Source organism: Mesorhizobium sp. M7A.F.Ca.CA.004.04.2.1 (genome assembly GCF_004022825.1).
In the GTDB taxonomy this organism is placed as follows: Bacteria; Pseudomonadota; Alphaproteobacteria; order Rhizobiales; family Rhizobiaceae; genus Mesorhizobium.
Window position 1 is genome coordinate 1 of record NZ_RZPH01000776.1, and the last position, 2,933, is coordinate 2,933.

General features: G+C 62.1%; 5 protein-coding genes. 3 read left to right on the plus strand and 2 right to left on the minus strand.

Annotation, left to right across the window (positions count from 1 at the left end; genetic code table 11):
• Together EN893_RS26780 and EN893_RS26785 are read left to right on the plus strand one after the other, a co-directional pair.
• On the plus strand, positions 1 to 579 hold a 579-nt coding region (locus EN893_RS26780), incomplete at its 5' end, for a nitroreductase (protein WP_245490915.1).
• Positions 580 to 1,188, plus strand: a complete 609-nt coding sequence (locus tag EN893_RS26785; protein ID WP_127270170.1) for a flavin reductase family protein — start codon at positions 580 to 582, stop codon at positions 1,186 to 1,188.
• Here the strand turns inward: EN893_RS26785 and EN893_RS26790 are convergent.
• Positions 1,185 to 1,916 (minus strand): TetR/AcrR family transcriptional regulator, encoded by a 732-nt coding sequence (locus EN893_RS26790; protein ID WP_127270168.1) that lies wholly within the window; start codon positions 1,914 to 1,916, stop codon positions 1,185 to 1,187. The two genes, EN893_RS26785 and EN893_RS26790, sit on opposite strands and share 4 nt — an antisense overlap.
• A 107-nt stretch (positions 1,917 to 2,023) precedes the next feature.
• Between EN893_RS26790 and EN893_RS26795 the strand changes: the two genes are divergently transcribed.
• Positions 2,024 to 2,698: an isoprenylcysteine carboxylmethyltransferase family protein gene (locus EN893_RS26795; RefSeq protein WP_127272690.1), complete on the plus strand. Its 675-nt coding sequence runs from the start codon at positions 2,024 to 2,026 to the stop codon at positions 2,696 to 2,698.
• A 7-nt stretch (positions 2,699 to 2,705) separates the two neighbouring features.
• On the opposite strand, the gene EN893_RS26800 is transcribed toward EN893_RS26795, so the two are convergent.
• Positions 2,706 to 2,933, minus strand: a 228-nt coding sequence (locus tag EN893_RS26800) for an HpcH/HpaI aldolase/citrate lyase family protein (RefSeq protein ID WP_164901131.1), incomplete at its 5' end; no start/stop codon positions are given.

Here is a 2,933-nt window from a genome sequence, read left to right on the forward strand (position 1 = left end):
TCGCCGATCATCGACTTCCTGCTCACCCGAAACTCCGCACCGATCCCCGATTTGAAGGAGCCGGCGCCGAGCGATGCGGAGATCGCCACGATGATCGCCGCTGCCTCCCGGGTGCCCGACCATGGCCGGTTGGAGCCCTGGCGCTTCATCCTCTACCGTGGCGACGCCCGCGTCGAGATCGGCAGCCAACTGGCAGCGCTTGCAGAGCAGCGGGAAGGTCCCTTGTCCGAAGGCCGCCGCAACCAGGAACTGGCGCGATTCTCGCGCGCGCCACTGGTGATCGGCGTCGTTTCGATCCCCAGGGACAATCCAAAAATCCCGCAATGGGAAATGTTCCTGTCGGGCGGCATGGCGGCGATGAACCTGATGATAGCAGCGAATGCGCTGGGCTATGGCACCAACATGATCAGCAACTGGTATTCGGATGTGCCGGAGGGCAGGGCGCTGCTGGGGCTGGCGCCGCAGGAGCGGGTCATCGGCTTCATCCATATCGGCTCCTATGCCGGCCCGGCACCGGAGCGGCCCCGGCCCGATCCGGCAAAGCTGTACAGTGACTATTCGGGACCGTGGGCGGGCTGAATGTTCTACGAACCCTCAAAGGGCCACGGCCTGCCGCATGACCCTTCGAAGGCGATCGTGGCGCCGCGTCCGATCGGCTGGATTTCGACACTGAACAGGGCAGGCGAGGTCAATCTCGCGCCATACTCCTTCTTCAATGCCGTTTCTACGCGGCCTTTCATCGTCTGGTTCTCCTCCGAAGGCGAGAAGGACAGCGCCTCCTTCGCCCAGGAAACCGGCGAGTTCGTCGCCAATCTCGTCAGCCGCGATCTCGCGGAGAAGATGAACCGCACATCGGTCAATGCTCCGCGCGGCGTCAACGAGTTCGTCTATGCCGATCTTGCCATGGCGCCGTCTCGGCTGGTGGCGCCGCCGCGCGTGGCGGCAGCGCCGGCCGCGCTCGAATGCCGGGTGACGGAAGTCTTTCGGCCAAAGGCGCTGGACGGATCGCCGACAAGCGCTGTGATTGTTGCCGGTGAAGTGGTCGGCGTGCACATCGACGACGCCTTCCTGACAGACGGCCTGTTCGACATCACCAAGGCCGGCAATGTCGCCCGTCTCGGCTATATGGATTATGCCAGCGTCGACGAGGTGTTTTCGATGCGCCGGCCGCGCTGGGACAAGGACTAGATATCAGGCTTGGCCAGCGCCTTGCCGGCACTCTTTCGCCGCCTGGCCGTCATGACGGTGCGCACATAGCCGGGCTCGCCGATCCGGATGCTTCCATCGGGCAGGCCCAGTATGCGGTCGAGAGCGATCTCGTAGAGCCTGACGCGTTTCTCCAGGGCCTCGATCGCGATCTCCATGTCGGCGTCGCTGCCGCCGGCAATTGCCTTGGCAACGACGTCATGCGTGGCCATGCCGAATTGCATGACGATGTCGGCAACACCTTCCGGATCGAAGGTCCTGAAAGTGCCGTCTTCGATCCCTTGCCTGATGATCTTGACCAGCAGAGGTGAAAACGACGCGCTGGCGGCCAGATTGATACGGTGGAAAAGCACCAGATTCTCAGGCCGAAACATCGTCTCGAAAAGAGTCCAAGCTTCGGGCGCGGTCTCGATCTTTGCCCGCCGCGACTGGCTGAGCAGGCCATTCAGGCGGCCAAGCGGGTCTAGGTCCGGATCGTCGATTATGTCCTGCACCCCAGCCAGTGCCTGTCTTGCAAAGCGATGGGCCAATGCTTCCAGAAGAGCCTCCTTGGAGGGGAAGTAGTGATAGAAGGCGCCCTTCGAGACGCCGGCGGACGCAATCACGTCGTTGAGGCTCGCTTTGTCATAGCCCTGCGTCAGGAAAAGGGTCTGGGCATGGTCCAGAAGCTCTTCTCGCCTGAACTCTGGATGCTTGATGACACGGGGCATGATGAACCTTCTGCACAGTTCGCTTGAATTACAGACCGATGGTCGGTATGGTAGACCAATGGTCTGAAATTGCCAGTGCAGTGAGCGGATATCATGAAAGGTCGATCATGATCGCGAAATTGGTCCTCCAAACATTCGTCTGGTTTGGCGCCATGGGCGCCTTGCTCTTCCTGTCGGCCGGCACGCTGCGCTGGCCGGGGGCCTGGGTCTATCTGGTGGGGATGGTGGGGCTCAGTCTCACCTTGGGCGTGGCGCTGGCAAGGCGCGATCCCGGCCTGATGAATGAGCGGTTGAGTTCTCCTATCCAGAAGAATCAGGACACGGCCGACAAGGTCCTGCTGTCCATACTACTGCTCGCCATCTTTGGTTCGCAGATATTCATGGGATTCGACGTCCGTTTCGGCTGGTCCGTGGTTCCCGTCTGGGTGCAGGTGGTCGGCGCGCTCGTCCTGCTGCTCGGAATCTGGATCTGCTATCTGACGATGCTGGAGAACAGTTTCGCGGCGCCCGTGGTGAAGATCCAGGATGAACGCGGACAACGTGTGATCTCCACGGGGCCTTACAGCTACGTCCGCCATCCGATGTACGCCGGCGCCATTCTTTTCTTCGCCGGCACTGCACTTCTGCTTGGTTCCTGGTGGGGGCTGGCGTCGGTACTCGTGATCGTCGTTCTCCTGGCCATCCGCACCTTCATTGAAGAGAAGACGCTTCGCACCGGCCTGCGCGGCTATGACGACTATGTGGCCCGGGTCCGTTACCGCCTGATCCCATTGGTTTGGTAGCAGGCGCTCAGGCGGAAACACCTGCCGCCTTTGCCCGCGCCAGAAGCCGCTCGGCTAGCCGCAGGTGCGGTCGGTCGAACATCTTGCCGTCAATGCCGACGACGCCGGGATTTCCCGCTGCCGCGAACGCGGCGACGATTGCTGCCGATTGTCTCACGGCCTCGGCCGACGGCGTGAAGGCGGCGTTGATGACCGGCACCTGGTCGGGATGGATCGCCATCTTGCCGGTGAAGCC